This is a genomic window from Halopseudomonas sp., assembly GCF_036960865.1.
Lineage (GTDB): Bacteria > Pseudomonadota > Gammaproteobacteria > Pseudomonadales > Pseudomonadaceae > Halopseudomonas.
Window position 1 is genome coordinate 122,023 of sequence record NZ_JBALWE010000011.1, and the last position, 26,899, is coordinate 148,921.

At 62.0% G+C, this 26,899-nt stretch carries 26 protein-coding genes; 14 read left to right on the forward strand and 12 right to left on the reverse strand.

Features of this window, described 5'->3' with window-relative positions; all coding sequences use genetic code 11:
- Nucleotides 1–21: 21 nt before the first annotated feature.
- Complete coding sequence (locus V7747_RS15980) at nt 22–1,065, reverse strand: AraC family transcriptional regulator (protein WP_335617007.1); 1,044 nt, start codon at nt 1,063–1,065, stop codon at nt 22–24.
- Between the two features lie 187 nt (nt 1,066–1,252).
- Between V7747_RS15980 and V7747_RS15985 the strand changes: the two genes are divergently transcribed.
- Nucleotides 1,253–2,275, forward strand: a complete 1,023-nt coding sequence (locus V7747_RS15985; RefSeq protein WP_335617008.1) for a hypothetical protein — start codon at nt 1,253–1,255, stop codon at nt 2,273–2,275.
- Here the strand turns inward: V7747_RS15985 and V7747_RS15990 are convergent.
- On the reverse strand, nt 2,272–3,441 hold the full coding sequence (locus V7747_RS15990) for a GGDEF domain-containing protein (protein WP_335617009.1): 1,170 nt from the start codon (nt 3,439–3,441) through the stop codon (nt 2,272–2,274). The genes V7747_RS15985 and V7747_RS15990 overlap by 4 nt on opposite strands.
- Before the next feature lie 269 nt (nt 3,442–3,710).
- On the opposite strand from V7747_RS15990, the gene V7747_RS15995 reads away from it, so the two are divergent.
- Entirely contained in the window at nt 3,711–5,030 is a 1,320-nt protein-coding gene (locus V7747_RS15995) for a substrate-binding domain-containing protein (RefSeq protein WP_335617010.1), read from the forward strand.
- 144 nt (nt 5,031–5,174) lie between these two features.
- On the opposite strand, the gene trmB is transcribed toward V7747_RS15995, so the two are convergent.
- The 4 genes from trmB to V7747_RS16015 form a co-directional block, all read right to left on the reverse strand.
- Nucleotides 5,175–5,903: a tRNA (guanosine(46)-N7)-methyltransferase TrmB gene (gene trmB, locus V7747_RS16000; protein ID WP_335617011.1), complete on the reverse strand. Its 729-nt coding sequence runs from the start codon at nt 5,901–5,903 to the stop codon at nt 5,175–5,177.
- Nucleotides 5,904–5,980: 77 nt separating this feature from the next.
- Nucleotides 5,981–6,772 (reverse strand): thiazole synthase, encoded by a 792-nt coding sequence (locus V7747_RS16005; protein ID WP_335617012.1) that lies wholly within the window; start codon nt 6,770–6,772, stop codon nt 5,981–5,983.
- A 20-nt stretch (nt 6,773–6,792) separates the two neighbouring features.
- A complete protein-coding gene (thiS, locus tag V7747_RS16010; protein WP_335617013.1) occupies nt 6,793–6,993 on the reverse strand; it encodes a sulfur carrier protein ThiS in 201 nt (66 codons plus the stop codon).
- Between the two features lie 113 nt (nt 6,994–7,106).
- A complete protein-coding gene (locus V7747_RS16015) occupies nt 7,107–7,481 on the reverse strand; it encodes a DUF423 domain-containing protein (protein ID WP_335617014.1) in 375 nt (124 codons plus the stop codon).
- Nucleotides 7,482–7,531: 50 nt separating this feature from the next.
- On the opposite strand from V7747_RS16015, the gene mtgA reads away from it, so the two are divergent.
- Nucleotides 7,532–8,287, forward strand: coding sequence for a monofunctional biosynthetic peptidoglycan transglycosylase (gene mtgA, locus V7747_RS16020; RefSeq protein WP_335617015.1), 756 nt, complete (start codon nt 7,532–7,534; stop codon nt 8,285–8,287).
- Between the two features lie 20 nt (nt 8,288–8,307).
- On the opposite strand, the gene V7747_RS16025 is transcribed toward mtgA, so the two are convergent.
- From V7747_RS16025 to ftsY, 5 genes are all read right to left on the reverse strand, one after another.
- The gene (locus tag V7747_RS16025) at nt 8,308–8,919 is read right to left on the reverse strand and encodes a hypothetical protein (RefSeq protein WP_335617016.1); all 612 of its coding nucleotides are present in this window, start codon (nt 8,917–8,919) and stop codon (nt 8,308–8,310) included.
- A 91-nt stretch (nt 8,920–9,010) separates the two neighbouring features.
- A complete protein-coding gene (gene rpoH, locus V7747_RS16030; RefSeq protein WP_335617017.1) occupies nt 9,011–9,874 on the reverse strand; it encodes an RNA polymerase sigma factor RpoH in 864 nt (287 codons plus the stop codon).
- Between the two features lie 85 nt (nt 9,875–9,959).
- Nucleotides 9,960–10,976, reverse strand: coding sequence for a permease-like cell division protein FtsX (ftsX, locus tag V7747_RS16035; protein ID WP_335617018.1), 1,017 nt, complete (start codon nt 10,974–10,976; stop codon nt 9,960–9,962).
- A gap of 2 nt (nt 10,977–10,978) precedes the next feature.
- Nucleotides 10,979–11,641, reverse strand: coding sequence for a cell division ATP-binding protein FtsE (gene ftsE, locus V7747_RS16040; RefSeq protein ID WP_335617019.1), 663 nt, complete (start codon nt 11,639–11,641; stop codon nt 10,979–10,981).
- A 36-nt stretch (nt 11,642–11,677) separates the two neighbouring features.
- Nucleotides 11,678–12,886 (reverse strand): signal recognition particle-docking protein FtsY, encoded by a 1,209-nt coding sequence (ftsY, locus tag V7747_RS16045; protein WP_335617020.1) that lies wholly within the window; start codon nt 12,884–12,886, stop codon nt 11,678–11,680.
- A 171-nt stretch (nt 12,887–13,057) separates the two neighbouring features.
- On the opposite strand from ftsY, the gene V7747_RS16050 reads away from it, so the two are divergent.
- From V7747_RS16050 to V7747_RS16065, 4 genes are read left to right on the forward strand one after another with little or no spacing between them, the layout of a single operon-like run.
- Nucleotides 13,058–14,407, forward strand: a complete 1,350-nt coding sequence (locus V7747_RS16050; RefSeq protein ID WP_335617021.1) for a M16 family metallopeptidase — start codon at nt 13,058–13,060, stop codon at nt 14,405–14,407.
- Nucleotides 14,404–15,975, forward strand: a complete 1,572-nt coding sequence (locus V7747_RS16055; RefSeq protein WP_335617022.1) for a M16 family metallopeptidase — start codon at nt 14,404–14,406, stop codon at nt 15,973–15,975. Before V7747_RS16050 ends, V7747_RS16055 begins: the two co-directional genes overlap by 4 nt.
- Nucleotides 15,972–16,547, forward strand: a complete 576-nt coding sequence (gene rsmD, locus V7747_RS16060) for a 16S rRNA (guanine(966)-N(2))-methyltransferase RsmD (protein ID WP_335617023.1) — start codon at nt 15,972–15,974, stop codon at nt 16,545–16,547. The genes V7747_RS16055 and rsmD overlap by 4 nt, the downstream gene beginning before the upstream one ends.
- Nucleotides 16,544–17,548, forward strand: a complete 1,005-nt coding sequence (locus V7747_RS16065; protein WP_335617024.1) for a hydrolase — start codon at nt 16,544–16,546, stop codon at nt 17,546–17,548. The genes rsmD and V7747_RS16065 overlap by 4 nt, the downstream gene beginning before the upstream one ends.
- Here V7747_RS16065 and V7747_RS16070 read toward each other — a convergent pair.
- Complete coding sequence (locus tag V7747_RS16070; RefSeq protein ID WP_335617025.1) at nt 17,515–18,174, reverse strand: TetR/AcrR family transcriptional regulator; 660 nt, start codon at nt 18,172–18,174, stop codon at nt 17,515–17,517. The two genes, V7747_RS16065 and V7747_RS16070, sit on opposite strands and share 34 nt — an antisense overlap.
- A 161-nt stretch (nt 18,175–18,335) precedes the next feature.
- Here V7747_RS16070 and V7747_RS16075 point away from each other — a divergent pair, with 161 nt between their 5' ends.
- The 7 genes from V7747_RS16075 (at nt 18,336) to fusA (ending at nt 26,836) form a co-directional block, all read left to right on the forward strand.
- Nucleotides 18,336–19,778, forward strand: a complete 1,443-nt coding sequence (locus tag V7747_RS16075; RefSeq protein ID WP_335617026.1) for a coniferyl aldehyde dehydrogenase — start codon at nt 18,336–18,338, stop codon at nt 19,776–19,778.
- A 61-nt stretch (nt 19,779–19,839) separates the two neighbouring features.
- On the forward strand, nt 19,840–20,376 hold the full coding sequence (locus tag V7747_RS16080; RefSeq protein WP_335617027.1) for a twin-arginine translocation pathway signal protein: 537 nt from the start codon (nt 19,840–19,842) through the stop codon (nt 20,374–20,376).
- A gap of 26 nt (nt 20,377–20,402) precedes the next feature.
- On the forward strand, nt 20,403–21,992 hold the full coding sequence (locus V7747_RS16085; protein ID WP_335617028.1) for a GMC family oxidoreductase: 1,590 nt from the start codon (nt 20,403–20,405) through the stop codon (nt 21,990–21,992).
- A 118-nt stretch (nt 21,993–22,110) separates the two neighbouring features.
- A complete protein-coding gene (gene coaD, locus V7747_RS16090) occupies nt 22,111–22,590 on the forward strand; it encodes a pantetheine-phosphate adenylyltransferase (RefSeq protein WP_335617029.1) in 480 nt (159 codons plus the stop codon).
- A 27-nt stretch (nt 22,591–22,617) separates the two neighbouring features.
- Nucleotides 22,618–22,869: a YfhL family 4Fe-4S dicluster ferredoxin gene (locus tag V7747_RS16095; protein ID WP_335617030.1), complete on the forward strand. Its 252-nt coding sequence runs from the start codon at nt 22,618–22,620 to the stop codon at nt 22,867–22,869.
- A gap of 8 nt (nt 22,870–22,877) precedes the next feature.
- Nucleotides 22,878–24,608 (forward strand): gamma-glutamyltransferase, encoded by a 1,731-nt coding sequence (ggt, locus tag V7747_RS16100; protein ID WP_335617031.1) that lies wholly within the window; start codon nt 22,878–22,880, stop codon nt 24,606–24,608.
- 143 nt (nt 24,609–24,751) lie between these two features.
- Nucleotides 24,752–26,836, forward strand: coding sequence for an elongation factor G (fusA, locus tag V7747_RS16105; RefSeq protein ID WP_335617032.1), 2,085 nt, complete (start codon nt 24,752–24,754; stop codon nt 26,834–26,836).
- Nucleotides 26,837–26,899 lie beyond the last annotated feature (63 nt).

The following is a 26,899-nucleotide window of genomic DNA, read 5'->3' on the forward strand; positions in this document are numbered from 1 at the left end:
CTTCGCCGATCAATCTCAACCTTAATCCGCACGGTCGTGCGGATTGATCTTTGCTGTGCGCGCTGTCAGCTCCGTCCGAGACCACCGCCGCCACGCCCGATAAAACGTACTCGCGTCCTTAAACCCCAGTTGCTCGCTCACCCGCTCCTTGGTCAGGCCCTGGTCTATCAGGATCTGGGCTAGCTCCTGGCGGACTTGGTTAACCAGCTCAGTGTAACTGGTGCCTTCTTGTTTCAGGTGGCGGTAGAGCGTCTGGCGGCTCAGGTGCAGTTGGGCGCAGATGTGATCGAGGCTGAGGTTGTTGGGCAGGCTTTGGCGGATCAGTTGACTGACGGTGCGACTGAGGCTGTTGCCCTGCTCCACCCGCTGCAGGGTTTCCAGCGCGCGGACCTGGAGCATCTGACGCAGGTAGCCGCTGGCACCGGCGATGGGCGAGTCGAGAAAGCTGCGCGGTAATTGCAGGCTGTTGCGGCCAGCGTTGAAACGCAGGTGGTGACCGAAGACCTGCGCAAAGGGCTCAATCTGCTTCGGTTGCGGGCGCATGAGTGCGCAATTGATTGGCGCCACAGAGCTGCCGGTCATGGCTTCTGTCCAGCGCAGCAGTGCGCTGAGGCTGCGCTCGACGGCAATCTGCGGGTAGGCGCGGTCGGGCGCGAAGGCGACGGTGAGTGTGATGGTGTTTTTGCCCTCGGTCAGCGTCCAGAGTTCCGAGGGGTTCATCAGCGCGATGTTGCGCTGGAAGTTGGCCAGCGCTTCTCCGGCAGTACTGCAGTGCTGCAGCCAGCTGGCAAGCACACCGTGGGCGGAGGGGTTGTAGTGCTGGCCGATCATCAGCCCAAGCTGCGGCTGCACGCCGTGACGGTCGGCCAGTTGCCAGAGCACCAGCAGCAGGGTTTCGCTGGCTCGTTGCTCCTGCAGCGGCGCGGCGTTGGCGCGCTGATCGATCAGTTGCTCACGGTAGATGCCAGCGGCGCGCAGTTGCTGCGCACTGACGACGTTCAACTCCAGCAGCAGATCATGCAGATCAACTACCGCAACGGCCGATACGCTGGTGTGCTTGCCCATCTTCCCTCGCTCGCAAGGACTCTGCTGGCACGACTCTAACGGCCCAGCCACTGCCGTACCAGCACCAACGTGCAACCAAAAGCCACACCCTTTGAGCGCCGCTGCAATGGTCAGCGCTCCGCCCGCTGCCTAGCATCGACTGTCCCAATCGGTTGCCGCCATGGCCATGTCAAACGAGGAGCATGCGATGTACGAACATCAGGTTGATTCGCTTACCACACTGCGGGAGCTGATCCCCTCGCCGCCGGCCATGATGCACAAGCGCCTGCAACGCGAGTTGGACGACTACTGCCTGACCATCATCCGCCATGCATCGGTCTGTGCCGTCGGCTTTATTGATGACGCCCTGGATGTCGCGTATCTGGACCTGCGCAACCACCCGGTGCTGCAGGCCGAGGGACAGAACATCCTGCTGAGTTGGCCCGCGTCCAAACCTGCGCCGCAACTGTCGCCGGAGGGGCTGGCCTGCAGCCTGTATTTCTTTATGCCCGGCGTGGGGTTCAGCCTGCGCGCCAATGGTCACTGCACGCTGCAGGCGGGAGCAAACGATCACGCGCTGGCATTTCGGGCGCAAGCGCTGTTTCTGCATTGCTCGCGGGCCAAGGTGCGGGCGGACTTCTGGCAGGTGCGCGGCCCGGATCAGGTCTTCGTAGCGGAGCAAGGTGACGCCTTGAGTGACCGTGCTCTGGCCTTTATCGAACAGGCCCCCTACCTGCTGATGCTGACCCAGCAAAGCGACAGCACCGAACTGTCACCCCGCGGGGACCCGGCGGGCTTTGTACAGGCGCTGGACAATCGTACGCTGCTGATCCCCGAGCGCCCCGGCAACAAGGTCGCCTGCACCCTGACCAACATCATTGCCGATGGTGCTCTGCGGCTATCGCTGATTCAGCCCGGCAGCAGCACGGTGCTGTCTGTCGCGGGCCACGCCTGGATCACCAGCGATCCGGAGGTGCTCAAGCCACTGGCGGTGAACAACAAGGCACCGAAGGTGGCGACCGTGCTGGAGGTGGAGCGCTATCGCTTTCAACACTGCCCGGAGTTGATCAGCGCCGGCCTGTGGGACACCGCAACCCACCTGCCGGCGGACGCGATACCGGCGTTCTCGAAGATGCTATCGGAGCATATGAACGGCCGCGGCCTGCTCGGCAAGGCAACCACGCTGGTGGTGGATGCGGTGGTCAAGCACGACCTGCGCAACCTGTATTAGCAGTGCATGGCCCGGTTGCGCCCTGCGGCCTTGGCGGCATAAAGGGCGCGATCCGCGCGATTGAAAATGTCATCTACAGAGGCATCGGCCACCCGCCAGTCGGTGCAGCCGATGCTGACGGTGACGCCGGGTAAATTCGGCTCGCTGGTCACCGCGGCCAGCAGCAGTCGGTCAGCCAGTTCACCTGCCTGCGCCATGGTGGTCGCCGGCAGCAACACGATGAACTCCTCGCCGCCCAGCCTGCCAAACACATCGGATTGGCGCAGGGCATCCTCCATGCGCCGGCAGAAGGCTTGCAGCACACCGTCCCCGCTCTGATGACCGAACTGGTCATTGATCGCCTTGAAGTGGTCCAGATCAATCGACAACACCGCAAATGGCTCTCGGCTGCGCTTGCTGCGCTGGAACAGGTCGCTGGCGGCATCCACCACCGCCCGCCGGCTACGCACGCCGGTGAGCGCATCGGTCATGGCCAGGTCTTCGAAGTTTCTGCGGATGCGCTCGGACGCAAGCAACAAAAAGCCGATATTCACAATCACCAATCCGAAGCTAAAGGTGCCGAGGTAGAGGGCTTGAAGCCAAGATGAGTCGAGCATGCCCTGCCCATCCTGCGGCTCAAAAATGGCGTGCAGCCAGCGCGCGCCGAACACCACGGAGGAGAAAATGACCCAGAAAGCAGTGAAGTAGGTACCCAGCAGGCGCTGCCCGTGGACGCCGCGATGACGGTAGATTTCTCGCGCAAACACCATCGCATGCATCAGGCTGGCGACGAAGACGTATCCGGTGAGGCTCCAGTAGCGACCGCGCAAGCTGTCTTCAACATAGGTGTAATAGGTCTGTCCAATCCAGGCCAGCGCAAACAGCACAGCCCAACCCTTGAGTTTGAGCGGCTGGCCGAAGTGCTTGGCGCTGCCAACCCAGAACAGAGCATAGCCCAGCATCGCGGCGGTGTTCTCAACCGTGTAGGTCAGCCAGACCGGCGCGACACCGCGCAAGGTGATCAGGATCCCCGCCACTGCTGTCAGCAACGAACCGACCGCCCAATAGCGCACACCCGGAATACGTGGTGTGGTCGCTCGGGCCATCAATAACAGCACGATACCCATCACACCGGTCAGCAGACTGGCCAGCATCAGCAGGGTTCTGGGGTCGTAAGTGGGTGTCACGTATATCAATTCCGCGTCACTTGCTGACCGTGGTTTATGCACTCATCGAACGGATGGCAGTGCTACAAGTCTCGCAGGTTATGTCCAAATCGCAACTTCGCCGCCGCCATATGGCCCGCGAGGCAAGCACGACCTGTGACGGCCAGTGTGACCGCCTCGACACAACAACAGCGCAACACCCAAGCGTCACCTCGACGTAACCTGAATGTCATCTACCTGTCGCACTCTGGCAGCCTCGCACCCCTGCTGTCAGATGAATGAGGTCCTTCATGCGTTCAGTTCGCCGCCACCTGCACCACCTGTGGCTTTCGCTGGCCCTGTTGCCAGGCCTGGTCAGCGCCCACGCGCTGGAGGTCCACGGCTCCAACACCATCGGTGCCACCCTGGCCCCCATGCTGATGACCGGCTTTCTGCAGCAAATGACCGGCAGCGCGGTCTCTGCCCGCCCGACCGAGACGGCCAACGAGACCATTCTCTCGACCACCTACAACGGCAAGCCGATGACCGTACTGGTTGCGGCCCACGGCTCCAGCACCGGTTTCACTGCGCTGGCCGAAAAGCGCGCCGACATCTGGGCTGCCTCGCGCCGGGTCAAAAGCAGCGAAAGCGCTGCCATGGCCTCACGGGCCGACATGACCGGTCCGGCCAGTGAGCACGTGATTGCGATTGATGGTCTGGCAATTCTGGTGCACCCATCCAACCCGGTTGAGCAGCTGAGCATCGACACGCTGGCGCGTATCTTTGCAGGTGAGATCAGCAACTGGTCAGCGGTCGGCGGACCGGATCGGGCGATCCAGGTCTACGCCCGTGATGAGCAATCCGGCACCTGGGATACCTTCAAGGAATTGGTGCTGGCCGGACGCTACAGCCTGACACCGAACGCACGGCGCTACGAGTCGAACGATCAGCTATCGAGTGACGTCAGCAACGACCCGTCCGGCATCGGCTTTGCCGGGTTTACCTCGGCGGGCAGCAGCAAGCTGCTGGCGATTGCCGACGGCAACGCCCCGGCGCTGAAGCCCAGCAAGCTGTCGGTCGCAACCGAAGACTACCCACTGGCACGCCGCCTGTATCTGTACACCACAGCCGAAACCGGCAAACCCATGGTGCAGGACTTCATCGAGTACGTGCAGAGCCCCGCGGGACAGGCGATTGTGGCCGAAACCGGCTTTTTCTCGCAGACCCCCTTTGCGGTGGATCCCGTTCAGGATGGCAGCGTACCTGAGACCTTCAAACGCCTCACCCAGCCCTATCAACGGCTGTCGGTGAACTTCCGCTTTGCCGAGGGCCGGACCGAGCTTGATAACAAGGCCAAACGAGACATTCAGCGCCTTCAGCACTATCTGGAAGTCAACGGCAAGACCGGCAGCGACCTGATGCTGATCGGCTTCGCCGATCAGCAGAGCCACGAGCTGCGCGCACAGATGATCTCGGAGCTGCGGGCCATGTCTGCCGCTAAGGCGCTGCGCGAGGCCAACATACAGGTGCAGGGTTATGTGGGCTATGGTCACTACATGCCGGTGGGGGCGACGGGCGGGGAAAACGGCGCCAGGCGCAACGGCAGGGTTGAGGTATGGGTGCGCCGGTAAGTCCGGCTCCCTGCTACCGCCGTGATCAGCGCGGTACTCAGCGCTAGGGGGAGCATCGGGCCCGATAAATGCAGCTCTACCAAACGCAAACCGCTATTGCGCTGCCAGCCTCGGCAGCGCTGCACAACAATCTTTGCCTGGTAGTTAGTCGACCCGCTCGAACTTCAGATCCCACACACCGTGCCCCAACCGCTCGCCACGGCGCTCAAACTTGGTCACTGGCCGCTCTTGCGGTCGGGGTATGTAGGTGCCGTCTGCGGCCTGGTTGCGGTAGCCGGGCGCGGCGCTCATGACTTCCAGCATCTGCTCGGCGTAGTGCTCCCAGTCGGTGGCCATGTGCAGCACACCGCCGGGCTTGAGTTTGCTGCGCACCAGCTCGGCAAAGCTGGGCTGCACGATGCGGCGCTTGTTGTGCTTTTTCTTGTGCCAGGGGTCCGGGAAGAACAACAGCAGGCGATCCAGACTGCTGTCCGCAATACACTGCTTGAGCACTTCGATGGCGTCGCAGTCGAACACGCGTACGTTGTCGGTTCCGCTGGTGACCAGGCCGTTCAACAGCGAGCCCACGCCGGGACGGTGCACTTCGATGCCGATAAAATCCTGCTCAGGTGCGGCCTGGGCCATCTCCAGCAGCGACAACCCCATGCCGAAACCGATTTCCAGCGTGCGCGGCGCCTGACGACCGAAAACGGCGTCCAGGTCCAGCTGACCCTGCTCCAGCGTCAGACCAAACTTTGGCCAGCCCTGATCGATGCCCTTCTGCTGCCCCTCGGTCATGCGGCCGGCGCGCATGACAAAGCTGCGGATTGCGCGGCGCGGTGGTGAGGTGGGCTCGGTTTCAGCGTTGTCTGGCAGCTCGGGTGTATCGGACATGGGGTACTCGGGAATGGAGTGCTAGGAAAAGGGGCTTCGAGGTCACCGGCCGCAGCCGGTGACACCAAGGGACAGTCTCAGCGCAGGGTGCCATCCAGCGGCGATGAAGCGGTCGCATACAGCTTGCGCGGCATGCGCCCAGCCAGAAAGGCGGCGCGCCCGGCTAACACGGCGTGGTGCATGGCCTGGGCCATCAGTACCGGCTGGTCGGCATGGGCGATGGCGCTGTTCATCAATACGCCGGCGCAGCCCAGCTCCATGGCGATGGCCGCATCGGAGGCGGTGCCCACACCGGCGTCGACCAGTACCGGCACTGTGGCCTCCTCAAGAATAATGCGCAGGTTCCAAGGGTTGCAGATGCCCATGCCCGAGCCAATCAGGCCGGCCAGCGGCATCACGGCAACACAACCCATGGCCGCCAGCTCACGGGCAATGATCGGATCATCGCTGGTGTACACCATGACGTCGAAGCCGTCTTTCACCAATACTTCGGCAGCCTTGAGGGTTTCCACCACATTGGGGAACAGGGTTTTCTGGTCGGCCAGCACTTCCAGCTTGACCAGCTTGTGGCCATCCAGCAGTTCGCGCGCCAGGCGGCAGGTGCGCACCGCTTCCTCGGCGTTATAGCAGCCGGCGGTATTGGGCAAAATGGTGTAGCGATCCGGCGGCACCACGTCCAGCAGATTAGGCTCGTCCGGGTTCTGGCCAATGTTGGTACGACGGATGGCAACGGTCACGATTTCCGCGCCAGAGGCCTCAATGGCCCGCCCGGTCTCCGCCAGATCCTTGTACTTGCCGGTACCCACCAGCAGCCGCGAACGGTAGCGAACGCCAGCGATTTCCAATGCATCTTGGGTCAAATCAGTCATCAGGGTCTCCAGTACGCCGACTAGCCGCCGCCAATAGCGTGGACAATTTCTACCCGGTCGCCGTCGCTCAGCTGCGTTTCGGCATGCTGGCTGCGCGGCACGATTTCAAGGTTCAACTCAATGGCCAGGCGCTTGCCAGCCAGACCTAGACGCTCGACCAGCTCGGCGAGCGTAATGGCTTGCGTCAGGGAATAGGGTTCGCCGTTGAGTTGAATCTGCATACGCGGCTCGGAGTATCCGGGTGAGGGGAAAGATGGGCAGCGGACTTTACTGCCCGCCAGAACAAGGGCGCTATGATAACGCGCTTTGCAGCCGCCTGACCACGCCAGCGCGGTCAGAGCGTGCGCCAGATGCCGATGGCCAGGCAGGCCCAGGCGATCAGCCAGGTGACGCCACCCAGCGGGGTGATCATGCCCAGCTTGCTCACGCCGGTCAGCGCCAGCAGATACAGGCTGCCGGAGAACAGCACAATGCCCAGCGCGAAGAGCAGACCCGTTGCCTTGAACAGGCTCGACTCCGGAACGCGGAGCAACAGCAGCGCCACAGCGATCAGTGCCATCGTGTGCCAGAGCTGATAGTGCACACCGGTCTGAAAGGCATTAAGGAGATTTTCCGGCAATTTGTTGCGCAAACCGTGCGCCGCGAAGGCGCCCAGCGCCACGCCGGTAAAGCCACTGAACGATGCGAACAACAACAGCCATTTGGCCATGACAGATTCCCCCGGTTTATACTCCGAACGAATCGCTCATTCGGACTCACATGATCAACAAGATACTACGCAAAATCGCCAAGTGGCTGCTGATCCTCGCCTTTGTCAGCCTGCTGCCGATTGTCGTGCTGCGCTGGGCGCCGACGCCCGGCTCGATGCTGATGGTCGAACGCTGGTTTGCCGCGCAGCAAAGCGAACAAGCGCTGGACATCCAGTATCAATGGCGCCCCTATGAGCAGATCCCCGACGGCATGAAGATGGCGGTGATCGCTGCCGAAGACCAGCGTTTTGCCGAACATTACGGCTTCGACCTCAAGGCCATTCGCGCCGCAGTAGAACATAACATGCAGGGTGGCAGCCTGCGGGGCGCCAGCACCCTGAGCCAGCAGGTGGCCAAGAACCTGTTTCTATGGTCAGGCCGCAGCTATCTGCGCAAGGGGCTGGAGGCCTGGTTCACTCTGTGGATAGAAGTGCTCTGGCCGAAACAGCGAATTCTCGAGATGTACCTGAACATCGCCGAGTGGGATCGTGGCGTCTTTGGTGTCGAGGCTGCCGCCCAGCATCATTTCCATGTGGGAGCCAGCTACCTGTCGAACCGCCAGGCCAGTCAATTGGCAGCGGTGCTGCCGAGCCCCCTTAACTGGGAAGCCGCCCAGCCACCAGCCCATGCACAGCGCCGGGCCATCTGGATTCAACAGCAGATGCGCCAGCTCGGCGGCCGCCACTATCTGGATGAAATGGAGGCCGGGCGTGACTGGCCGGAATGGCTCACTGTGCGTTACTGGCGCAACCGGCTCGACCTCTGAGTACGGCTGATCTGAGCGGTTTACTCGCCGCTCAGATCATCGCGCAGGCCAAACATGATGGAATGTGCCTGCTCCTCACCCACGGCGACAACGGCGCCGATCTTCGGATAAACCCAGGCTTCTTCACCCTCACCGACCGGCAACCGCAGGTCCGGATTACCGATGGTGCCCTGAATATCGGTCAGCGCCAGCGGCTCCGACGGAATCAAACTCAAACGCAGTACCGGCTGGTCTTTCAGGGCATCGGCCACTGAGGAGCTGATCGGCTGATCCGGCAAGCCCGGCTCCCAGGCCTGCGCCTGTATCAGGCTGTCGCGCTGCTGTTCGGTCAGCTTGAGCACCGTCTGCACGCGCCAGCTCAAGCCATCACTTTCCAAGGTATAACGGCTGACCAGCAACGGCTTGCCTTCCGAACTGATCATCCACAGGGTGCCATGACCCAGCGCCGCACTCGCATCGCCCAGAGTAAGCTGCTGACGCTGCAAGGGCGCCCAGAGGCTCTCTTCATAGGCCGCACGCCACTGCATGGGTTCGGCCTGCTGCGGCTTCGACATCCAGAAACCGAAGGCGAAGAAAGCCAGGATCACCACACTCAGCAGCGTAGCCAGACGTACCCCTTGTTGACGGGTCATGCACCACTCCTTTGTTATTTGAAATACCACTGCACATAAAAAAGGGCATCACATCGGATGCCCTTGTATTACAACCGCCGCGAGCCGCGCTTCAGAGCGCGACCTCGGCTTCCAGATTCTTCTTCAGCTTGTTCATGGCGTTCTTCTCCAGCTGACGAATACGCTCGGCCGATACCTGATACTTGGCCGCCAGCTCGTGCAGCGTGGCCTTCTCTTCCGCCAGCCAACGCTGGTACAGGATATCGCGGCTGCGCTCGTCCAGCGCTTCCAGTCCGGTCAGCAAACTGCTGCTGGAGCTGTCAGACCAGTCTGCCGACTCCAGCTGCGTGGCCGGGTCGTAGCGCTTATCCTCGAGGTAATGCACCGGCGCGTAGGCCGCGTCGTCGTCTTCGTCCTGGGCGCCGTCAAAGCCAAGATCCTGACCGTACAGTCGGCTTTCCATCTCGCGCACTTCACGCGCAGCCACACCCAAGTCGGCGGCCACCGCGTTAACCTCATCATGGGACAACCAAGCCAGTTTCTTCTTGGCGCTACGCAGGTTAAAGAACAATTTGCGCTGCGCCTTGGTGGTCGCCACCTTGACGATGCGCCAGTTGCGCAGGATGAACTCGTGAATCTCGGCACGAATCCAGTGCACTGCGAAGGACACCAGCCGCACACCCATTTCAGGGTTGAACCGCTTCACCGCCTTCATCAGGCCAACATTGCCTTCCTGCACCAAGTCGGACTGCGCCAGACCATAGCCGGAATAGCTGCGCGCAATGTGCACGACAAACCGCAGGTGCGACATAACCAGCTGACGAGCAGCCTCGAGGTCTTCCTGATAGTACAGGCGATCAGCCAGCTCTCGCTCTTCTTCAGCGCTGAGAACCGGAATGCTGCTTACGTTCTGAACATAGGCTTCAAGATTCGCACCCGGCACCAAGCTATTGATGGGTTGCAAGGCAGTGCTCATGTTTGAACTCCCAAAAAATGACGACCCAGTGTATCACTGCACAATAAGACTGGGAACGCAGACTAAAGTTCAGGCGCCAGCCGTCTCACTGCGGCTCTATCGCCCGCACATGCTGCCCGACCGCAAGCCAGGCTCCGACCAGGCCCAGCAGCATGGCGCCACACACCAGCGTCAGGCCATCGCGCCAGGGCATGCCGATCAGGGCGAATTCGCTTTGATACAGGCTGGCGACCTGCTGCACGGTAACATTCAGCCAGGCCAACCCTACCGCCAGCAGCAGCCAGGCGAGCACGCCGGCCAGCAACCCGTAGAGTACGCCGATATACAAAAACGGCCGGCGCACAAAGGCATCGGTACCGCCTACCAGCTTGATCACCAGAATCTCCTCGCGGCGGCTTTCAATGGCCAGACGGATGGTATTAGCCATCACCAGCAAGAGCGCAATGATCAGCAGCAGCCCCAAACCACCGGTAAAGCGTTCAAGCATGGCGAGAATGGAAGCCAGTCGCTCAACCCAGAGCAGGTCGATCTGCACCTGCTCCACGCCGTCGATCGCCGCCAGCCGATCGCGCAGCGGCTCCAGGGCCGCGGCGCCGCCCTCGATACTGGCTGGGGTGACCACGATCACGCTGGGCAAGGGGTTATAGCTCAACTGCAGCAACGCATCGCCCATACCTGAGTGCTGCTGGAATTCCGCCAGCGCCAGCTCCTTGTCGAGCAGCTGCGCACTGGCCACGCCGGACAGCGTTTTGATCGCGGCCAATTGCTCCTGCTGACGTTCGGCACTGACGTCGTCCTTCAGGTAGACCGATATCTGCGCCGCTTCCTGCCAGTTCACGCCCAGTTGTTCAACTTGGTTGATCAGCACCGACAGGCCCATGGGCAGCGCCAGGGCAATGGTCATCACCAGCACCGTGAGCACGCTACTGAAGGGATAACGGCGCACCTGCTGCGACGCCTGCCGGGCACTGGCGCGGTGACTGCCCAGCCAGCTGCGCAGCGGATGGCGCCAGCTGCGCTCGGAGCGGGCAGCGCCCTTGGGCGCCTTGCGTTTGGGCTCCTGGCTGCGCGTGGCTTCGGAATTACGTTTGGCGGCAGACATGCTTACTCCCCATCCGTGATCAGGCGACCCTGATCCAGCGTCAGCATGCGGTGATCCAGCTTGGCGATCAGCGGCAGATCGTGGCTGGCGATGAGCACGGTCACGCCCACGCGGTTGAAGTCTTCAAACAAGCCCATGATCTCGGCCGAGAGCGCCGGGTCGAGGTTACCGGTCGGCTCATCGGCCAGCAGCAAAGCTGGCTTGTGCACCACGGCACGGGCGATGCCTACGCGTTGCTGTTCGCCGCCGGACAGCGCAATCGGGTAGCTCGCCTCCTTGCTCAGCAGACCGACCTTGTCGAGCGCGGCACGCACGCGGCGGCCCACTTCATCGGCCGGAGTGCCATTGATGATCAGCGGCAGAGCGACGTTGTCGAACACGGTGCGGTCAAACAGCAACTGGTGATTCTGGAATACCACGCCCACCTGACGGCGCAGGTAGGGAATGTCGTCACTACTCAGATCCTGCAGATTCTGGCCGCCCACATGCACGGCGCCCGAGGTGGGCCGCTCCATGCACATGATCAGCTTGAGCAGGGTGCTCTTGCCGGCGCCGGAATGCCCGGTGATGAACACCATCTCGCCAGCGCGTATGTGAAAGTCGAGCCGGTCCAGGCCCTGATGGCCATTGGGGTAGCGCTTGCTGACCTGATCGAAACGAATCATCGGGAATGCATTCCAGTCGGGTTTCTGCCGACGCGGTTACTTGTTGCCAAAGAGCGCCTCGACAAACTCGGGTGCGGTAAAGGGCCGCAGATCGTCGATCTGCTCGCCGACGCCGATATAGCGGATCGGCAGGCCAAACTGCTTGGCCAGGGCGAAGATCACACCGCCCTTGGCAGTGCCATCGAGCTTGGTCAGCGCCAGCCCGGTCAGACCCACCGCCTGATCGAACAGCTTGGTCTGCGAAATGGCGTTCTGGCCGGTACCGGCGTCGAGCACCAGCAGCACCTCATGCGGCGCATCCACATCCAGTTTGGCCATCACCCGCTTGACCTTGGCCAGCTCATCCATCAGGTGATCCTTGTTGTGCAAGCGCCCGGCGGTATCGGCAATCAGCACATCGGCGCCGCGCGACTTGGCCGCCTGCAACGCGTCGAAGATCACTGAGGCCGAGTCGGCGCCGGTATGTTGCGCCACCACGCCGATCTGATTGCGCTCGCCCCAGACCTGCAACTGCTCCACGGCGGCAGCGCGGAAAGTGTCGCCCGCCGCCAGCATCACCTGCTTGCCCTCGCCCTGCAGACGCTTGGCCAGCTTGCCGATGGTGGTGGTCTTGCCGACGCCATTCACGCCGACAACCAGGATCACATAGGGCTTTTTGCTGCCGTCGATCTGCAGCGGCTTGGCCACGTGGCTGAGCAGCGCTTCCAGCTCGCCCTGTAGGGCACGGTACAGCGCCTTGCGGCTGGATACCTGGCGGCGCGTGACGCGGTCCTGCAGGCTTTCCATGATCAGGGTGGTGGCTTCGATACCCACATCTGCCATCAACAGGCGGGTTTCCATCTCTTCCAGCAGTTCGTCGTCGATTTCCTTCTCGCCGAGGAACAGGTTCGCCATGCCTTCGCCGAGGTTGGCGCTGGTCTTGGACAACCCCTGCTTCATCCGTGAGAAGAAGCCCTTGGGCTCTTCGGCTGCGGCCGGTTCGGCGACGACCTGTGGCTCGGTGGCGTTCTGGCCCAGCTCGGAGAACAGCGAAGCGGCCGCCTCGCGGGCCGCCTGCTCGCGCGCTTCAACGCTATCAAGTTGCTGGCTCAGGGGAGCCGGGGCATCCTGCACTGCATCAGCAGCCGGTGTCTCGGGCGCCTCCTTGCGGCGCGCCCATCCGAACAGGCCTTTCTTCTCCGGCTTGGCGGCAGGCTCGGCGGCTTTGTTTTCGGGGCTTTCTGGCTTGTCTTTGGAACCAAACATGAAGGGTCACTATCTGAGTCTGACGGCGAATGCTTCGCCATATTGAAGGTTGGGTTATCCTACCCCACTTCCGCCATTGGCGGTATGACTCCCGGGCACCGGCGAGCCGCAGTCTGCCGATCAGATCACGCCTCGTTGCCGCCCACCACCCTGCTCCACAGGATCCAATGCATGTTGCGGCTGATCTCTCTGTTATTCGTGTTTGCGCTGCTGCCGCTGGCGGCGGTTGCCGATGAATCCCGCCAACCCACCCACAGCTACACCCTGGACAATGGCCTGAAAGTCATCATCCGCGAGGATCACCGCGCGCCGGTGGTCGCCTCGCAGGTCTGGTACAAGGTTGGTAGTAGCGACGAGCCACCCGGCCAGACCGGCTTGTCGCACGCGTTGGAACACATGATGTTCAAGGGCAGCAAAAACCTGCAGCCGGGCCAGGCCTCCAAGCTGCTGGGCAGTCTGGGCGCCAGTGAAAACGCCATGACAACCCGCGACTATACGGCCTACTACCAGACCCTGAGCCGCGATCAGCTGCCGGTGGCACTGGAGCTGGAAGCCGAGCGCATGCACCAACTAACCCTGCCCGAAGACGAGTTTCTCAAGGAAATCGAAGTCATCAAGGAAGAGCGCCGCATGCGCGTAGATGACAACCCCAACGGCCTGGCCTACGAGCGCTTTCTGACCCAGGCCTATATGACCAGCCCCTATGGCCAACCGGTGATCGGCTGGATGCATGACCTCGATCGCATGCAGATCGAGGACCTGCGCGCCTGGTACCGCGCCCATTACGTGCCGGCCAACGCGACTCTGGTGATTGTCGGTGACGTCTACCCGGAAACGGTAAAGCCACTGGTTGAGCGCTATTTCGGTGCAGTACCGGCGCGTACACCCGTGCCCATCCGCACGCCGCTGGAGCTACCTGCCGGCGGTGAACGCAGCCTGGTGCAGCACCTGGATATTCAGCTGCCCAGCCTGCTGCTGGGTTTCAACGTGCCCAGTCTGGGCACCGGTACCCAAGCCTGGGAAGTCCACGCCCTGCGCCTTCTGGATGCGGTACTCGATGGCGGTTACAGCGCCCGTCTGCCGAGCAACCTGGAGCGCGGTAGCAATATCGCCACCAGCGCCGGTACCAATTACGACCCCTTCAGCCGTGGCGACAGCCTGTTTACCCTCAGCGGCATCCCCAACCTGTCACGCGAGGTGAGCCTGCAACAGCTGGAAGACGCCCTCTGGGAGCAGATCGAGCAGATCAAGCAGACCCCACCCAGCGCAGAAGAGCTGCAGCGGGTGCAAGCACAACTGGTCGCCAGCCTGGTGTTTGCGCAGGACGACATCACCGCTCAAGCCACGCGCATTGGCGCGCTGGAAAGCGTCGGTCTGTCCTGGCAGTTGATTGATCAGGATGTGGCGGCGCTACAGGCCATTACTCCCGAACAGGTCAGTGAGGTCGCCCGCCGTTATCTGGTGCGCGAACGCCTGACCCGCACCACCCTGCTGCCACTGGCCAAGGAGGCTCAGCCATGAAGTCGATCAAGCCCCTGTCCCTGTTGCGCTGGTTGCTGGCGCTCGCCGCGTTGGGCGTGATGATCGCCGTGCTGCTGAACAAGACGCCAGAACCGGCCGTCGCACCCGAGCCCGCGCCCGCCGCTGCAACCCCGGAGGGCAACAGTGACGCGGATACCGCAGAGGAAGTGTTTGGCTCGCCATTGCCGGCACTCAATTCGCTCGAGCAGCTTGACCTGGATACACCTCCGGCGCGTCGCGGGCTTGACCTGCAGCACTGGACCACCAGCCAGGGGACCAAGGTGTACTACATGCAGGCCGACGAGCTGCCGATGCTCGACATCCAGCTGTTGTTTGCCGCCGGCGCCAGCCGCGACGGCGAACAGCCCGGCCTGGCCATGCTGACCAACGCCCTGCTCAATGAAGGCACTGCCAGCCTCAGTGCCGATGATATTGCCAGCGGCTTCGACCGCCTCGGCGCCCAGTTCAGCAACAGCGCCTACCGCGATATGGGGTTGATCAGTCTGCGCAGCCTGACCGCCAGCGACAAGCTTGAACCGGCACTGGCGCTGTTCGCACAGGTCCTCGCCGAACCAGCCTTCCCGGCCAAGGCCGTGGAGCGCGTGCGTGAGCAGATGCTCGCCGGGCTGCAGTACCGGCAGCAACGACCGGGCGCCATCGCCAGTGAGGCCTTCTGGTCCACCCTGTATCCACAGCATCCCTACGGCAGCCTGCCGGATGGCGAAGCCGACGCGTTGCAAGCCATAACTCAAGCCGACCTAAAGCGCTTTCACCAGACCTACTACGCTGCCGGCAACGTCGTGATCGCGCTGGTGGGTGCCATCGACCGTGAGCAAGCCGAGCAACTGGCGCAGCACCTGGCCGACGCGCTGCCCGACGGCCCTGCCGCGCCACTGACGCCGGCCCCGGAACCGGTAAGCGCCAGCACCACGCATATCGACTTCGCCAGCGTTCAGACCCAGGTCATTGTTGGCCAACAGGGTATCCAGCGCGGCGATCCTGATTACGCTGCGCTCTATGTGGGCAACCAGATACTCGGCGGCTCGGGCTTTGGCTCCCGCCTGATGGAGCAGGTGCGTGAGAAGCGCGGGCTGGCCTACTCGGTGAGCAGTGGTTTCACGCCGATGCAGGCCCCCGGTCCGTTCAGCATCAGCCTGCAGACCCGCAGCGATCAGACCGCGACTGCCCTTGAGGTGGTCAACAGCACACTGGAGGAGTTTATCGCCAAGGGCCCGACCGAGGCCGAGCTGGTCCGCGCCAAGCAGCAGATTCTGGGGGAATTCCCGCTCAGCACCGCGAGCAACAGCGCTATCGTCGGCCAGTTGGCGGCCATCGGCTTTTACAATCTGCCACTGAACCAGATGCAGTTGTTCCTGGATCAGGTACAGGCGCTGACGGTTGAGCAGATCCAGAGCGCCTTTGCCGCCCATCTAGACCCGGCACAGCGCGTGGTAATTACCGTCGGACCGCCTCAGCCTGACACCGTCCAAGAGGATGCCCAGCAGTCCGCCAAGCAACCAGCCCCCGCCGCTGCAGCACAAAGCCCAACCGAGGAGGCCGCACCATGAAGCAGAGCAAAGCCAAGGTCGGTCAGCTACGCATCATCGGTGGCGAGTGGGGTAGCCGCCGCTTCAGTTTCACCGAACAACCGGGCTTGCGCCCCACGCCGGATCGCGTGCGCGAAACGCTGTTCAACTGGCTGAGCGGTGATATTCAGGGAGCACGCTGCCTGGACCTTTTCACCGGCAGCGGCGCCTTGACACTGGAGGCGCTGTCGCGCGGTGCGAGCTGGGCTGTGGCTGTCGACCTGAACCGCGACGTAGTCAGCACCTTGCGCAGCCATCTGACTACCCTGAACTGCAGCAAGGCCGAAGTGCGCCAGGAAAACGGCCTGGCCATGCTTGGCACGCCGCCAGCCGAGCCCTACGACATTGTATTTATCGATCCGCCTTTCCATCAGGGCTTGATCGAGCCGGCTTGCGCGGCGCTGGAGGCCAACGGCTGGCTAAGCGAAGACGCCTTGATCTACCTGGAAAGCGAGAACTCACCTGGCCGGCAGAGCCTGCCGGACACCTGGCAACTGCACCGCGAAAAACGCGCCGGCCAGGTCTGGTACAGTCTGTGGCGCCGGCAGGGGTGAGCCTGTTCCGCGCGGCCCGATGGCTGCCCGGCGGCCACCTGCAAACGCTGTTCAGCCCGCTGCTGCGGCGTCCGCCACAGCTCAGGCGCAACCGCCTACGCATGACGCTGAGCGATGGCGATTATCTGGATCTCGACTGGTACAGCGCCAGTGCGCAGCCCGCCCCCATTGCGCTGTTGCTGCACGGCCTGACCGGCAGCTCAGCCTCGCTTTACATTCTCGGCCAGCAGCGCGCCCTCGCCGCCCTCGGCTGGCACAGCGTGGCGGTCAACTGGCGCGGCTGCTCCGGCGAGCCAAACCACAGCGCCCGGGCATATCACTCCGGCGCCAGCGATGATCTCGCCGAGGTGCTCGCCCACGTCAAACAGTTGCACCCCGAGCAACCGCTGGTCGCGGTGGGCTATTCACTGGGCGGCAATGTGCTGCTGAAGTATCTGGGTGAACAGGGGGACAGCGCGGCCGTGGACGCGGCCGTAGCAGTGTCGGTGCCCTTTCGCCTGGATCAGTGCGCCGACCGCTTGCAGGTGGGATTCTCACGGGTCTATCAGAGCCGCTTCATGCGCGACATGCTGGCCTATGTCAGCAACAAGAAACGTCTGTTCCAGCATCAGGGGCTGGATGCGGAATACGCACGCCTCGACGCCCTCGGCTCGCTGGCCGGCATGGACAGTTTTTGGGATTTTGATGGCCGCATCACCGCGCCGCTGCACGGTTTTGCCAGCGCCGAGGACTACTACCGGCGCTGCAGCAGCCGCTTCTTTCTGAGCAGTATTCGCGTGCCGACGTTGATCATTCAGGCGCAGAACGACCCCTTCGTGTACCCCCACAGCCTGCCGGAAAGCAGCGAGCTGTCTGACAGCACCGAGTTCGAGCTGCACCCGCACGGCGGCCATGTGGGTTTTGTCGAAGGGCCGCCATGGCGCCCTCGCTACTATCTGGAGCGACGCATTCCACAATGGCTGAGCGCTCAGCTCAGGCCAATGCCGTCCAGCGGCAGATAGTATTCGGCCAGCAAGGCTTCAACCGCCGGCCGCGCCTGCTCGGTCAGCAGACCCAGCTCCTGCGCCAGTACCTGATATACGCCGCGGCGCAACATGGCCGGCGTCAATTCCTGCTGATCGGTATCCAGCGCCGTGGTACACAGGAAGCTCACCCAACTGTTCATCAGCAGCCAGGAGTTCAGCGCCAGCACACTCGGATTGGTGCGTTCGGCACACAGCACTCCGGCATCGACCAGCCCCTGATAAATCGCCTGCCCGCTGGCAACGCAGCGCCGCGAGAACTGGCGATAGCGCTCGGCCATGTCCGGGTCCGCAGAGATGAGGTGCTCCAAATCGCGCAGCAGAAAACGGTACTGCCACAAGCCCTGGCTGATCGACTCCAGATAGTGGGCCTTGTCGTCCAGATTGAGTGCGCGGCCTTCCGGCACCTGCAGATACCCCTCTACCTCGGCCTCATATTGCGCCACCAGCTCAGCGATGATCTGTTGCTTGTTGCGAAAGTGGTAATACAGATTGCCCGGCGACATGCCCAGATGAGCCGCAATGTGATTGGTGGTAACGGCGCGCTCACCCTGCTCGTTAAACAGCTGCAGACTGGCCTGAAGAATACGGTCGCGGGTTTTCATACCTGATAGCCGGTTAAGTGAACGAATTGACACTTTAGAGCAAATACTCTAAAAATACCTGACTTGCTTCATACAATCTGTCTGCAACAGACGCAGACGGGTATAAATCAACACACAACAAGAGCCGGCCAATTCCCGAGCCAGCCCTTTGCGGAGGCACCATGGTAGCCGATATCGCCTACATGCAGGACCAGCAGCATGCGATCAATCGCATGCACAACCTCTTTGCCCAGCAGCGCGCCGCTTTTCGCGCCGCGCCCATGCCGGACGCGGACAGCCGTATACGCCAGCTGGGTGAACTGAAAGCTGCGATATTGAAGCATGAGGATGCCCTGATCGCTGCCATCAACGCTGACTTTGGTCGCCGCTCCACCGACGAAACCAAGCTCGCCGAAATTCTACCTTCGCTGGAAGGCATCAAATACGCCAGCAAACACATTCGCCGCTGGATGAAGCCCTCCAAGCGCAAGGTCGGCATGGCCTTCCAGCCGGGCAAGGCCCAGGTGGTCTATCAGCCGCTCGGGGTGGTCGGCATCATTGTCCCCTGGAACTACCCCCTGTTTCTGGCTATTGGCCCGCTGGTCACCGCCCTGGCGGCCGGCAACCGCGCCTTGATCAAGATGAGCGAGTCCACCCCGGAAACTGCCGAACTGCTGGGTCAGGTACTGGCCGAGGTGTTCAACGAAGATCAGGTCGCCGTGATTACCGGCGAAGCCGAGGTCGGCGTGGCCTTTTCGCAGATGGCCTTTGATCACCTGCTGTTCACCGGCGCTACCAGCATCGGCCGGCATGTAATGCGCGCGGCGGCAGACAACCTGACACCCGTCACGCTGGAGCTGGGCGGCAAGTCGCCGGCGATCATTTCCGCTGATGTGCCGCTGGCCGACGCCGCCGAGCGCATTGCCTTCGGCAAGGCAATGAACGCCGGCCAGACCTGTGTGGCACCCGATTACATCTTGTGCCCGCGCGAGCGCGTCGACGGCCTGGTCGACGCCTTGAGCAATCAACTGAGCAAAATGTACCCGACGCTGCGCAACAACCCGGATTACACCCAGGTGGTGAACCCGCGTCAGTATCTGCGCCTCAAGGGCTACCTGCAGGATGCCGAAGAGAAGGGCGCTCTGCTGCTGCCGATCAATCCGGCCAGCGAAGACCTCAGCGATACCCGCATCCTACCGCCCACCCTGGTGCTCAACACCACCGACGACATGAAGCTCATGCAGGACGAGATTTTTGGGCCGCTGCTGCCAATCGTGCCCTATGACAACCTGAATGAGGCGCTCGACTACATCGCCGACCGTCCACGCCCTCTGGCGCTCTATTACTTCGGCTACGACAAAGCCGAGCAGCAACGCATGATGGAGCAGACCCACGCTGGCGGCATGTGTATCAACGACACCATTTTCCACGTCGCGCAGGATGACATGCCTTTCGGTGGTATCGGCCCATCCGGTATGGGGCACTATCACGGCCACGAAGGCTTTCTGACGCTAAGCAAGGCCAAAAGCGTGTACATCAAGCAGCGCTTCAACGGTTCGCGGCCGATCTATCCGCCCTATGGCAGCAAGCTGCAGCAAATGGTCTATAAGCTGTTTTTGCGCTAAAGCATTTTGACTTGAGGCGCCTCGCGCCTCAATCCACAACAAGAACAATGAGCCTGAATCCATGGACTCCAACCTGAACCCGCAACTGGGCCGACGCGACCTGCTCAAACTGGGCCTTGGCACCAGCCTCGCCTTGGGCGCCGTGGGACTGACCGCCAGCCTCACCGGCTGCACCTCCGAACACGCAGCCCCGGAGTTCCAGGTGCTGCGTGCCTCCGACCTGCCGATCTTGAGCGCGCTTTACCCGGTCATCCTGGGCCCGCATCCCGCCCTCACGCAGCCCGGGGCGATTGCGCAGGCACTGGCGCAGCTGGACTACTCACTGGCACACACCTCCCCCTTCGTACAGAAAGCCGTGCTCGACTTATTTGGTCTGTTGAGCATGCCACTGGTGCGCGGCCCGCTGACCGGCATCTGGGGTGATCTCAGCCAAGCCAGCCCGGAGCAGCTGAATACCTTTCTGCTGCGCTGGCGCGATAGCCGCTTCGAGATGCTGCGCCAGGGCTACAACACGCTGAGCAAGCTGCTGATGATGTCTTGGTACGCGCTGCCGCTGTCCTGGGCCACGACGGGCTATCCCGGCCCACCTGTTATCTGACCGATTACCGCATTCAGGGGAATTCCATGCCCGTACCCGATCTATTCATGCAGGGCGTCGCCCGTGGCTGGCAAGTGATTGATGCCGCCAGCCTGGCGACCGACACCACACTCGAAGCCGACGTCATCATCATTGGTACCGGTGCCGGCGGCGGCACCAGCGCTGAGATCCTCGCCCAACATGGTCTCAAGGTGCTGCTGGTAGAAGAAGGCTCGCTAAAGACCTCCGGCGACTTCAAGAACAACGAAGCCCAGGCCTATGCCGAGCTGTATCAGGAAGGCGCCGCACGCGGCACCGCTGACGGCGGTATCGGTATTCTGCAGGGCCGCACGGTCGGCGGCACGACCACGGTCAACTGGACCAGCAGTTTCCGCACCCCGGATCCAACGCTGGCGCACTGGGCCAGCGAGCACGACGTCAAGGGCCTGGACAGCGAGAGTATGGCGCCCTGGTTTGCACAAATGGAGGAACGGCTTGGCGTAGCGCCCTGGGCCGTGCCGCCGAACGCCAACAACGAGGTGATTCGGCTTGGTTGTGAGCAACTCAACTATCACTGGAAAATCATCCCGCGCAACGTGCGCGGCTGCTGGAACCTCGGCTATTGCGGCAGCGGCTGCCCGACCAATGCCAAGCAGTCGATGCTGGTAACCACCATCCCAGCCGCGCTGGAACGGGGTGCCACCCTGGTGCACAGTGCGCGCGCAGAAACTCTTGTGTTCGAAGGCGACCGGGTCAGCGAAGTGCGCTGTCGCGCCATGAACCCGACCCTAACCGCCGCCACCGGCAGCGCCCTGCGCCTGCGCGGCAAGCACATCGTATTGGCCGGCGGCGCGATCAACAGCCCGGCCCTGTTGCTGCGTTCCAAAGCACCCGACCCACACGGGCGACTGGGCAAGCGCACCTTCCTGCACCCGGTCAACATGACGCTGGGGCGTTTCGATCGCGACATCAACGGCTTTTACGGCGCCCCGCAATCGGTCTATTCCGACCACTTCCAGTGGGATCAGGGTACCAGCGGCCCCATGGGCTACAAGATGGAAGTGCCACCGATGCAGCCCAGCCTGATGTCAGTGATGATGGGCGGCCTGGGCCAGGAAAGTCTGCAGCGCATGAACGGGCTGGCGCAGAGCAACCTGATGCTGGCCCTGCTGCGCGACGGTTTTCATGAGCAGAGCCAGGGTGGCACCGTTGCCCTGCGTGACAACGGCGACCCGGTACTCGACTACCCCCTGAACGATTATCTCTGGGACGGCGTGCGCCGCGCCTATCTGAGCATGGGCGAAATTCAGTTCGCTGCCGGCGCCCTCAGCGTGGTGCCAACCCATGCTCATGGCCGCGAAAGCCGCAGCTGGGCGGACTTCCGGCAACAGGTAACGGAGCTAAGCTACCGCATCCACGACGTGCGCCTGGCCAGCGCCCACGTCATGGGCGGCTGTGCCATGGGTGAAGACCCGACCCGAGCAGTCGTCGATAGCCGCGGCCGACATCACCAGCTGGCGAATCTGTCGGTACTGGATGGCTCGCTGTTTCCTACCAGCATCGGTGCCAACCCGCAGCTGTCGGTCTATGGGCTGGTCGCCAAACTGGCCACCGGGCTGGCCGCAGAACTGAGCTGATCCCGGCCGGCTGCCGCAAGCCGAAAAATACCCGGCCAGCGCCTTGGTGGCTGGGTTTTCGGCGGTCATTGGGCTACCATCTGCCTCTCACTTGGACAGCCGCAGGACCACGCCAACCATGAACACCGTACTTTACCCCGGCACCTTCGATCCGATCACCAAGGGTCACACCGATCTGGTCGAGCGCGCCGCACGTCTGTTTGATCGCGTCGTTGTCGCCGTGGCGGCCAGCACCAAGAAAAACCCGGCGTTTCCGCTGGAGCAGCGCGTCGAAATGGCCAGGACAGTACTGGCGCACCTGCCGAACGTTGAAGTGGTGGGGTTCTCCTCGTTGCTGGCGCACTTCGTCAAGGAAGTGAATGCCAACGTGCTGCTGCGAGGCCTGCGTGCGGTCTCCGACTTTGAATACGAGTTTCAACTGGCCAACATGAACCGCGTGCTGGCACCTGACGTTGAGAGCCTGTTTCTGACGCCGTCCGAGCACTACTCCTACATCTCTTCTACTCTGGTGCGCGAAATCGCTGCGCTGGGTGGCGACGTGACCAAGTTCGTGCATCCCGATGTGAATGCCGCCCTGCTCAAGCGTTACCACAGTTAAGCCCTCGCGCCGCGGAGCCTCTGAACCATGTCACTGATCATCACCGACGACTGCATCAACTGCGATGTCTGCGAACCGGAGTGCCCCAACGGGGCCATCTCCCAGGGCGAAGAAATCTACGTGATCGACCCCAACCTGTGCACAGAGTGCGTTGGTCACTTCGATGAGCCCCAATGCCAGCAGGTCTGCCCTGTCGACTGCATCCCACTGGATCCGGAGCACGTCGAAAGCAAGGAAGAGCTGATGGACAAGTACAAGATTCTCACCGGCGAGGCGTAAGCATGGGCATGCGGCACAACAGGCACCTTCTGATCATCCTCAGTGTGGCCGGCCTGGCCGCCGCCCCCCTGCACGCCGCCGAAGGCCCTGGCCAGCAGGCCGTCGCCAGCGCGCACCCCGTTGCCACCGCGGCCGGTCACTCGATCCTTGATCAGGGCGGCAACGCCTTTGACGCTGCGGTCGCCGTCGCCTCTACACTCGCGGTGGTCGAGCCCTATAGCTCGGGACTGGGCGGCGGTGGCTTTTTCCTGTTACGCCAGCCTGGCAACAGCGACCAGCCCTATCGCTTTATCGACGCCCGCGAAACCGCGCCACTCAGCGCCAACCGTGACCTCTATCGCGACAGCGATGGCGTGGTACAGCGCGATCCGGCCATCAACGGTCCGATGGCTGCCGGCATTCCCGGCGTGCCGGCAGCGCTGGCGCATCTGGCCGAGCACTACGGCAAACTACCCTTGGCGCAAAGCCTGGCGCCTGCCATTGCGGCGGCAGAGAATGGCTTTGCCATCAGCGAACACTATCGCACCCTCGCCGGCTACCGGCTGGAGGTGATGAATCGCTACCCGGAAACCGACCGCATCTTTCTGCGCAACAGCCAGCTGCCTGCCGTCGGCACCGTCATCAAGCAACCCGAGCTGGCCACTACCCTGCGCGCCATGGCGGCCGATGGCCGCGATGGCTTCTATAAAGGCAAGGTTGGCGAGCAGCTGATTGAGGGGGTGCGCAACGCCGGCGGTATCTGGCAGCAAGCAGACCTGGATGATTACCGGGTCATCGAGCGCTCACCCATCCGCTTTACCGCCAAAGGTTTTGCAGTGATCAGCGCGCCGCTGCCCTCCGCCGGGGGTATTGCCCTGGCCGGCATCCTGCAGGGCCTCGACACCCTGCCCAAAGCCGCACCCGGCTCAGTGCAATGGACTCACCAACTGGTTGAGCTGATGCGCCGCACCTACCGTGATCGCGCTGCGCTGCTGGGCGACAACGATTTTGTCGAGGTGCCGGTAAAACAGCTGACCTCCGCCGATTATGCGGCCAAGCTGGCTGCCAGCATTGACCCTGAGCGCGCCACGCCAAGCAGCGAACTGGGCCCACTGATCGATTTCGTCGAAGGCAACCACACCACGCATTTCTCGTTGATCGACGCCCAGGGCAATGCTGTCGCCGCCACGCTCAGCGTCAATCTACCCTTTGGCGCTGCGTTCACCGTGCCCGGCACCGGGGTGCTGCTCAACAACGAAATGGACGACTTTGCTGCCGACCCGGCCGGGGTCAATGCCTACGGCCTGGCCGGCAGCGAAGCCAACGCCATTGCGCCGGGCAAGCGCCCGCTGTCCAGCATGACCCCAACCATGCTGGAAAACGACCAGCAACTGGCAATACTCGGCACACCCGGTGGCAGCCGCATCATCACCATGGTGTTACTGGGCGCACTGGAAGCCATGCAGGGCGAGACAGTCGAGCGCTGGGTCAACCGCCCGCGCTTCCACCATCAATACCTGCCGGACCACATTCAGGTCGAGGCCGCCGCTTTCAACAGCGAACAGACCCGCGCATTGGAAGCCATGGGCCATCGCATCGAACCGGTTGGCCGCGATTACGGCAACATGCAGGCAGTTTCCTGGGATAAATCCAGTAATACGCTCAACGCAGCGAGCGATCCGCGCGCTATCGGTGAGGCTCGAGTGAGCCCCGTGGCGGGCACAAAATCGTATACGCAACAAGGCGCTAGCATCGAGTAACACGTCCAGGTCGTCTCGCCACCCCAGCCAAAGGCAGGTATTAACCTGCCTTTAACACCATTTCATCGTAAAAGCCGAGAGATTCTTTTCCGATTCCTGTATATTGGCCGCCTGTTTTTCCACCCGGCTTATCAGAGAGTGCCATGACTGACCTATCCCTTTACCGAAATATTGGTATCTTCGCCCACGTTGATGCCGGCAAAACTACCACTACCGAGCGTATCCTCAAGCTCACCGGCAAGATCCACAAGCTGGGTGAAGTACACGAGGGTGAGTCCACCACCGACTTCATGGAACAGGAAGCCGAGCGCGGTATTACCATTCAGTCCGCTGCTGTCAGCTGCTTCTGGAAAGGCCACCGCTTCAACGTCATCGACACCCCCGGTCACGTTGACTTCACCGTGGAAGTGTACCGCTCACTGAAAGTACTGGATGGCGGCATCGGCGTATTCTGTGGTTCCGGCGGCGTTGAGCCCCAGTCCGAAACCAACTGGCGTTACGCGAACGACTCCAAAGTTTCCCGTCTGATTTTCGTCAACAAGCTGGACCGTATCGGTGCCAACTTCCTGCGCGTGACCGCTCAGGTCGAGAAAGTACTGGGCGCCAAGCCGCTGATCATGACCCTGCCCATCGGCGCAGAAGACACCTTCAAAGGTGTTGTTGACCTGCTGACCCGCAAGGCCTACATCTGGGACGAAACCGGGCAGCCCGAGAACTACAGCATTGAAGACGTACCGGCCGACATGGTTGACGACGTTGAAACCTACCGCGAGCAGCTGATCGAAACTGCCGTGGAAATGGACGACGACGTAATGATGGCCTACATGGAAGGCGAAGAGCCCTCCATCGAAGACATCCAGCGCTGCATCCGCAAGGGCACCCTGGAACTCGCGTTCTTCCCGACCTACTGTGGTTCCGCGTTCAAGAACAAGGGCATGCAGCTGCTGCTCGACGCCGTCGTTGACTACCTGCCAACGCCGACCGAAGTTAACCCGCAGCCGCTGACCGACGAAGAAGGCAACCCCACTGGCGAGCACGCCATCGTGAGTGAAGACGAGCCCTTCCGCGCCCTGGCATTCAAGATCATGGACGACCGTTTTGGCGCCCTGACCTTCTGCCGTATCTACTCCGGTAAGCTGAACAAGGGTGACACCATCCTCAACTCGTTCACCGGCAAGACCGAGCGCGTAGGCCGCATGGTAGAAATGCAGGCAGACGAGCGTAACGAGCTGAGCTTCGCTACCGCTGGTGACATCATCGCCATCGTCGGCATGAAGAACGTGCAAACCGGTCACACCCTGTGTGATCCGAAGCACCCTTGCACCCTGGAAGCCATGGTGTTCCCGGAGCCCGTTATCTCCATCTCCGTTGAGCCGAAAGACAAGGGTTCCACCGAGAAAATGGGCGTTGCCATCGGCAAGATGGTTGCTGAAGATCCGACCTTCCGCGTTGAAACCGACGTCGATTCCGGTGAAACCATCCTCAAGGGCATGGGCGAACTGCACCTGGACATCAAGGTCGACATTCTGAAGCGTACCTACGGCGTTGAACTGGTTGTAGGTCAGCCACAGGTTGCCTACCGCGAGACCATCACCAAGCAGATCGAAGACAGCTACACCCACAAGAAGCAGTCGGGTGGTTCCGGTCAGTACGGTAAGATCGACTATGTCATCAAGCCCGGCGAGCCGAATTCCGGCTTCACCTTCAAGTCGAAGGTTGTTGGCGGTAACGTTCCGAAGGAATACTTCCCGGCCATCGAAAAGGGCTTTGCGTCGCTGATGGGCACTGGCCCGCTGGCAGGCTTCCCGGTTCTGGACGTTGACTTCGAACTGGTTGACGGTGGCTTCCACGCCGTTGACTCCTCGGCTATCGCGTTTGAAATCGCCGCCAAGGGTGCGTTCCGTCAGTCCATGCCGAAAGCAGGTCCTCAGCTGCTGGAGCCGGTCATGAAGGTTGACGTGTTCACCCCCGAAGACCACGTTGGTGACGTAATCGGTGACTTGAACCGTCGTCGCGGCATGATCGCAGGCCAGGAAGCAGGGGTTACCGGTGTACGCATCAAGGCCGATGTACCGCTGGCAGAAATGTTCGGCTACATCAGCACCCTGCGTACCATGACCTCCGGTCGTGGCCAGTTCTCCATGGAGTTCTCGCACTACTCTCCATGCCCGGCCAACGTTGCCGAAGCTGTGATCGCGAAAGAGAAAGAGAAGAAAGCCGCCAAGTAAGTCGTATTGGCTGCTGCGAAACGGCGCTTGCGCCGTTTCACCAAAACGCCCGCTGCCCCGCAG

What these genes read in the sequence shown, in the direction of transcription:
- rsmD (WP_335617023.1), top strand. Translation starts at nt 15,972, where the DNA reads ATGAAGCAGAGCAAAGCCAAGGTCGGTCAGCTACGCATCATCGGTGGC.
- ftsY (WP_335617020.1), bottom strand. Translation starts at nt 12,886, where the DNA reads ATGTTTGGTTCCAAAGACAAGCCAGAAAGCCCCGAAAACAAAGCCGCC.
- V7747_RS16025 (WP_335617016.1), bottom strand. Translation starts at nt 8,919, where the DNA reads ATGACCCGTCAACAAGGGGTACGTCTGGCTACGCTGCTGAGTGTGGTG.
- ftsE (WP_335617019.1), bottom strand. Translation starts at nt 11,641, where the DNA reads ATGATTCGTTTCGATCAGGTCAGCAAGCGCTACCCCAATGGCCATCAG.
- V7747_RS15995 (WP_335617010.1), top strand. Translation starts at nt 3,711, where the DNA reads ATGCGTTCAGTTCGCCGCCACCTGCACCACCTGTGGCTTTCGCTGGCC.
- mtgA (WP_335617015.1), top strand. Translation starts at nt 7,532, where the DNA reads ATGATCAACAAGATACTACGCAAAATCGCCAAGTGGCTGCTGATCCTC.
- V7747_RS16070 (WP_335617025.1), bottom strand. Translation starts at nt 18,174, where the DNA reads ATGAAAACCCGCGACCGTATTCTTCAGGCCAGTCTGCAGCTGTTTAAC.
- fusA (WP_335617032.1), top strand. Translation starts at nt 24,752, where the DNA reads ATGACTGACCTATCCCTTTACCGAAATATTGGTATCTTCGCCCACGTT.
- V7747_RS15980 (WP_335617007.1), bottom strand. Translation starts at nt 1,065, where the DNA reads ATGGGCAAGCACACCAGCGTATCGGCCGTTGCGGTAGTTGATCTGCAT.
- thiS (WP_335617013.1), bottom strand. Translation starts at nt 6,993, where the DNA reads ATGCAGATTCAACTCAACGGCGAACCCTATTCCCTGACGCAAGCCATT.
- ftsX (WP_335617018.1), bottom strand. Translation starts at nt 10,976, where the DNA reads ATGTCTGCCGCCAAACGTAATTCCGAAGCCACGCGCAGCCAGGAGCCC.
- V7747_RS16055 (WP_335617022.1), top strand. Translation starts at nt 14,404, where the DNA reads ATGAAGTCGATCAAGCCCCTGTCCCTGTTGCGCTGGTTGCTGGCGCTC.
- V7747_RS16080 (WP_335617027.1), top strand. Translation starts at nt 19,840, where the DNA reads ATGGACTCCAACCTGAACCCGCAACTGGGCCGACGCGACCTGCTCAAA.
- V7747_RS16075 (WP_335617026.1), top strand. Translation starts at nt 18,336, where the DNA reads ATGGTAGCCGATATCGCCTACATGCAGGACCAGCAGCATGCGATCAAT.
- trmB (WP_335617011.1), bottom strand. Translation starts at nt 5,903, where the DNA reads ATGTCCGATACACCCGAGCTGCCAGACAACGCTGAAACCGAGCCCACC.
- coaD (WP_335617029.1), top strand. Translation starts at nt 22,111, where the DNA reads ATGAACACCGTACTTTACCCCGGCACCTTCGATCCGATCACCAAGGGT.
- ggt (WP_335617031.1), top strand. Translation starts at nt 22,878, where the DNA reads ATGCGGCACAACAGGCACCTTCTGATCATCCTCAGTGTGGCCGGCCTG.
- V7747_RS15985 (WP_335617008.1), top strand. Translation starts at nt 1,253, where the DNA reads ATGTACGAACATCAGGTTGATTCGCTTACCACACTGCGGGAGCTGATC.
- V7747_RS16015 (WP_335617014.1), bottom strand. Translation starts at nt 7,481, where the DNA reads ATGGCCAAATGGCTGTTGTTGTTCGCATCGTTCAGTGGCTTTACCGGC.
- V7747_RS16095 (WP_335617030.1), top strand. Translation starts at nt 22,618, where the DNA reads ATGTCACTGATCATCACCGACGACTGCATCAACTGCGATGTCTGCGAA.
- V7747_RS16005 (WP_335617012.1), bottom strand. Translation starts at nt 6,772, where the DNA reads ATGACTGATTTGACCCAAGATGCATTGGAAATCGCTGGCGTTCGCTAC.
- V7747_RS16085 (WP_335617028.1), top strand. Translation starts at nt 20,403, where the DNA reads ATGCCCGTACCCGATCTATTCATGCAGGGCGTCGCCCGTGGCTGGCAA.
- rpoH (WP_335617017.1), bottom strand. Translation starts at nt 9,874, where the DNA reads ATGAGCACTGCCTTGCAACCCATCAATAGCTTGGTGCCGGGTGCGAAT.
- V7747_RS16050 (WP_335617021.1), top strand. Translation starts at nt 13,058, where the DNA reads ATGTTGCGGCTGATCTCTCTGTTATTCGTGTTTGCGCTGCTGCCGCTG.